Annotated in this window: 6 protein-coding genes; 5 read left to right on the forward strand and 1 reads right to left on the reverse strand. The window is 50.2% G+C overall.

What is annotated here, in order from left to right; all coding sequences use genetic code 11:
• Nucleotides 1–18 precede the first annotated feature (18 nt).
• The 3 genes from VIM87_RS03935 to VIM87_RS03945 all read left to right on the forward strand — a co-directional run bounded on the left by VIM87_RS03935 (nucleotide 19) and on the right by VIM87_RS03945 (nucleotide 2,362).
• On the forward strand, nucleotides 19–123 hold the full coding sequence (locus tag VIM87_RS03935) for an acyl-CoA-binding protein (protein WP_331995717.1): 105 nt from the start codon (nucleotides 19–21) through the stop codon (nucleotides 121–123).
• A gap of 265 nt (nucleotides 124–388) precedes the next feature.
• Nucleotides 389–1,624 carry an ornithine--oxo-acid transaminase gene (gene rocD / locus VIM87_RS03940; protein ID WP_331995712.1) on the forward strand — a complete coding sequence of 412 codons (1,236 nt, stop codon included), beginning with the start codon at nucleotides 389–391 and terminating at the stop codon, nucleotides 1,622–1,624.
• 96 nt (nucleotides 1,625–1,720) lie between these two features.
• Nucleotides 1,721–2,362, forward strand: a complete 642-nt coding sequence (locus tag VIM87_RS03945; protein ID WP_331995713.1) for a VIT1/CCC1 transporter family protein — start codon at nucleotides 1,721–1,723, stop codon at nucleotides 2,360–2,362.
• Here VIM87_RS03945 and VIM87_RS03950 read toward each other — a convergent pair.
• On the reverse strand, nucleotides 2,334–2,735 hold the full coding sequence (locus VIM87_RS03950; protein WP_331995714.1) for a hypothetical protein: 402 nt from the start codon (nucleotides 2,733–2,735) through the stop codon (nucleotides 2,334–2,336). The genes VIM87_RS03945 and VIM87_RS03950 overlap by 29 nt on opposite strands.
• Nucleotides 2,736–2,953: 218 nt before the next feature.
• On the opposite strand from VIM87_RS03950, the gene VIM87_RS03955 reads away from it, so the two are divergent.
• Together VIM87_RS03955 and VIM87_RS03960 are read left to right on the forward strand one after the other, a co-directional pair.
• Complete coding sequence (locus VIM87_RS03955) at nucleotides 2,954–4,336, forward strand: mercuric reductase (protein ID WP_331995715.1); 1,383 nt, start codon at nucleotides 2,954–2,956, stop codon at nucleotides 4,334–4,336.
• 146 nt (nucleotides 4,337–4,482) lie between these two features.
• Nucleotides 4,483–4,871, forward strand: a 389-nt coding sequence (locus tag VIM87_RS03960) for an ATP-binding cassette domain-containing protein (protein WP_331995716.1), incomplete at its 3' end; no start/stop codon positions are given.

Here is a 4,871-nt window from a genome sequence, read left to right on the forward strand (position 1 = left end):
CCGGAAAACTTCTTTGATATTGCCGGCAAAGCCAAACACGAAGCCTGGACCGGCCAGAAGGGCAAATCCAAAGACCAGGCTATGGAAGAATACATACAGCTGGTGACCAGGCTAAAAGGATAATAAATGCCCCCACGCCCCCTGTATATAATGCCGGCAGGCCTGGCAATGGCCTGTCATGCGCCCCGGAAAGCAGCACAGCCCCCTTTTCCACCATCGATTGTGTAACGGCAGGTAAATGATGGATACCATCCGGCCGCCCTATATAATTGACGTATCCGATGCTAAAAGCTAAACTCCAAACGCTAATAGCTATTAGCGTTTAGCATTAACGCCTTTCTGCTTTCCCCTTTCTGCTTTCTGCTATTTAAACTACCTTTGGAACAGTATGGTACCCGCATTTACAATCAGTGAGAGAACACAACATTACCTGGCGCTGGAAGAACAGTATGGCGCCCACAACTATCATCCCCTGCCGGTAGTGCTGGAACGCGGGGAAGGGGTATTTGTATGGGATGTGGATAACAAACGTTATTACGATTTCCTTTCCGGCTACTCTGCCGTAAACCAGGGGCACTGCCATCCTAAGATCATTGCCACCCTTATAGAACAGGCGCAAAAGCTTACGCTTACCTCCCGCGCCTTTCACAGCGATCTGTTGGGAGAATACGCCGCCTTTATTACCCGTTTCTTCGGATACGATAAAGTGCTGCCCATGAATACCGGTGTAGAAGCCGTGGAAACAGCCCTGAAGCTGTGCCGCCGCTGGGGATACCTGGTAAAGGGCATCCCGGAGAACAAAGCAAAGATCATTACCTGCAGCAATAACTTTCATGGCCGTACGCTGAATGTGATCTCTTTCAGCACAGATCCCTCTGCCCGCCAGGGCTTTGGGCCCTATATGCCCGGTTATGAAGTGATCCCGTATAACAATCTGCCCGCGCTGGAAAAAGCCCTGCAGGACCCGCACGTAGCCGGTTTCCTGGTAGAGCCCATCCAGGGTGAAGCCGGGGTAATGGTGCCGGATGAAGGTTACCTTACCAAGGCCCGCCAATACTGTGCTGATGCGAATGTATTATTTATAGCAGATGAGATCCAGACCGGCCTGGCCCGCACCGGCGCCATGCTGTGCTGCGACCTGGAAAACATACGCCCGGATATCCTGATCCTTGGCAAAGCATTATCAGGCGGCACTTTACCGGTATCTGCCGTGCTGGCGGATGATGAGATCATGCTTACCATTAAACCCGGTGAGCACGGCTCTACCTACGGTGGTAACCCGCTGGCCTGTAAAGTAGCCATCACAGCGCTCACTGTGCTGAAGGAAGAAAAGATGGCGGAGAATGCCGCTGCCATGGGACAGCTGCTGCGCGATGAGCTGGCCGCCCTGCAATCCCCTTACATATCGCTGATCCGCGGTAAAGGGTTGCTGAATGCCATTGTGATCAAACATGCCGATCCGGAAGCTGCCTGGGACCTGTGCCTGGCGCTGAAAGAACAGGGCCTGCTGGCTAAGCCCACCCATGGCGATAAGATCCGTTTTGCACCACCATTGCTTATTAATGCAGCCCAGATCCGGGAATGCGTGGGGATGATCGGCCGCAGTCTGGAAACCCTGAGGTAATTATACCTGTGTTACTGTCATACACGTCTATACAATGCCAATTGATCGCCGCCACATCTAATTCGTAATTGACAATTCGTAATTCCATTTTTCTCTATGCGTGAAAAGGCTGCCATCAGAAGTACCGGCTGGAAAACTGACTTCCTCATCGGGTTCCCGGACGGGTTATTTCTGCTGTTCTTTACTACCTTGCTGATACAGGTATTCCCGGTAGATGTGCAGCAGTTCTATAACATCAACCTCTGGATCTCATTGAGCGGTACTGTGCTGGTAATGGCCACTGCATGGCAGGCTAACCGCGGTGAAAAACATGATGAATCTTCCCTTTCACCGGAAGAAAGAAAAAAGCTGGAGCAGCTGGATCTTACAGAAGATACGATCGTACATATCGGTAAAGAAATGGAGCAGGATGCCACCCGCTGGGAACAGATCCTGGAGCAGGAAAAAGTGCAGCAGATCCACTGGCATCCTTTGCGGGCCCTGCGCAGCGCCCTGGTTGCAGGCGTGTTTTTCCTTATAGGCGCGTTCATTGCTTTCTGGCCTTACCTGGCCAATGAGAACTTTGGCGCAGCTACCCGTGTAAGCACAGGCCTGGTATTTGCCGCCACGGTTGTATTTGCATTTATAAAAGCAAAGATCACCGGCCAGCGTGTACTACCGGTAATATTACGTTACCTGTTGTTAACAGCAGGCATCTGGTTAGCAGTGTTTATTGTGAAGCTTGTGATGGAACGTTAGGCTTTTTCCGGATCACCACGCAGAAGAATGCCACCAAAGCCCCTGCCAGTGACAGGTACAGCCCTATTTCCTTATGCGGGCATATCCCCATTTCACAGCGGGCAAATAAGATCATGTTACGGAAGGTCCAGGCAATAAGAAAAGCGGTGATAAACACATTCAAACGCCGCGCCCAGGTTCTCTTAAAAAGAAATAACACACCGGCTATTGCAGCCACTAAAACATTCAGCTTTCCCGGCTCCCCAAAATTGGAACCGGCCGTATGTACCCCGGTAAATACCAGGTGTTTGCTTTCCACCGTGAGCCAGGGCAGGAAAGCGCTGACAATAATAGTAACAGCAGCGGCTAAACCGATAAGGTTGTTCTTAGACATAAGGACGCAAAGGTAATTATTTAATGGGCAGATGTGCAAATATGCAGGTGTGCAGATGGATTGACCTGGATTGTTAAGATACATGAATTCATGAAGTGCTTAACCATCTGCATATTTGCACATCTGCACATCTGCATATTTGCACATCTATCCACATCGGTATAATATATGTAGCATAAACCAGCACATTAGCATATCAGCACATCAACACATTAACTATGATGCATTTCAAAGCGGTTATCATCGGATCAGGACAAGGCGGCAACCCATTAGCGAAGAAACTGGCCAAAGCCGGGTGGACCACCGCCCTGGTAGAAAAACGGTTCATAGGCGGCACCTGCATAAACGATGGATGTACTCCCACCAAAGCCATGGTTGCCAGCGCAAAGGCAGCCTATATGGCCGCTAACAGCCAGCAATGGGGCGTTACCGTGAACGGTTATTCCGTGAATATGGAAAGCATTGTAAACCGCAAGAATGAGATTGTGCAGCTGTTCCGCGGCGGCTCTGAAAAAGGGCTGTCGCAGGTGGAGAACCTCACGCTTTTTCATGGGGAAGCTGTTTTTACCGGCCCCAAAGCACTGACCATCAAGCTTAATAGCGGCGCTACGGAAGATGTTACTGCCGACTATATTTTCCTGGACATTGGCACTACGCCGCAAATACCACCGGTACCAGGCCTGGAAGCAGCGCCCTGGCTTACCAGCACTACCATACTGGACCTCACTACCCTGCCCGCTCATTTACTTATAATAGGCGGCAGCTATATAGCCCTGGAATTTGGGCAAATGTTCCGGCGCTTTGGCAGCGAGGTAAGCATAATTGAAAAAGGCCCGCACCTGCTGAACCGGGAAGATGAAGATATCTCCGAAGCCGTGCAAAAAATGCTGGAAGCAGAAGGCATCCGCATTTTCACCAATGCGCAGGTGCAACGGGTAGATGAGCATAGCCGCGGCATCAGCTGCGCCATCAAAATAGGTGAGCAAACGCATACGCTCGACGGCTCGCACCTGCTGGTGGCTGCCGGCCGCGTACCGCAAACCAAAGCCATACAGCTGGATAAAGCCGGCGTGCAAACAGACGACCATGGTTTTATAAAAGTGAACGACCGGCTGGAAACCAATGTGCCGGGCATTTACGCCCTGGGCGATGTAACAGGAGGTCCGGCATTCACACATATCTCCTATCACGATCATTGGGTGCTGTATAAGAACCTGGTAAAAGGCGCTGACACCTCTACCAAAGACCGGCAGGTTCCTTACACTATGTTCACGGACCCCCAGCTTGGCCATATTGGTCTCACCGTAAAAGAAGCAAAACAAAAAGGGCTCGATTTTACCGTATGCAAAATGGAAATGAAACGGGTGGCCCGCGCCATAGAAACCGGCGACACCCGGGGCTTCATGAAAGCGCTGGTAGAAAAAGGCAGCTATAAGATCTTAGGCGCTACCGTATTCGGATCAGAAGGCGGCGAGCTGATGACCTTATTGCAGATGGCCATGCTGGGCGGTATTACAGCCCTGCAAATGAAGGAGATGATCTTTGCACATCCGCTGTATGCAGAATCGTTAAACAACCTTTTCATGCAGCTTGATAATTAAAGCATTGTGGATAACGTACAATGTGGGTAAGTTTTTCCTCATCACAGCAAATGATTTACGATTTTAGATTTACGATTTACGCTCACCTGCCATATGTCCTGAAATCGTAAATCTGAAATCGTAAATCTAAAATTTTAACCGGGTTTATGATAAAGCTTGAGCACGTACATAAAACTTTCGCAAACAAACCTGCGGTTACCGATGTTTCCTTTGAAGTGTTGCCCGGAACGTTGTTGGTATTATTAGGTACCAGCGGCAGTGGAAAAACCACTACCCTGCGCATGATAAACCGGCTCATAGAGCCCAGCAGCGGGCAAATCACTGTAAATGGAAAGCTGATACAGGAGCAGTCGGCCGAGGACCTGCGACGCGGTATTGGATATGTGCTGCAGAACAATGGCCTGTTCCCGCATTATACGGTGGCGGAAAATATTGCGGTAGTGCCCAAGCTGTTACAGTGGGATGAGGCCCGTATCCGGGAACGTACGCTTACCTTAATGGAAAAGCTGCATTTGCCACCCGCAGAGTATTCTGA

It is taken from the genome of Chitinophaga sp. (genome assembly GCF_036569125.1).
GTDB lineage: Bacteria > Bacteroidota > Bacteroidia > Chitinophagales > Chitinophagaceae > Chitinophaga.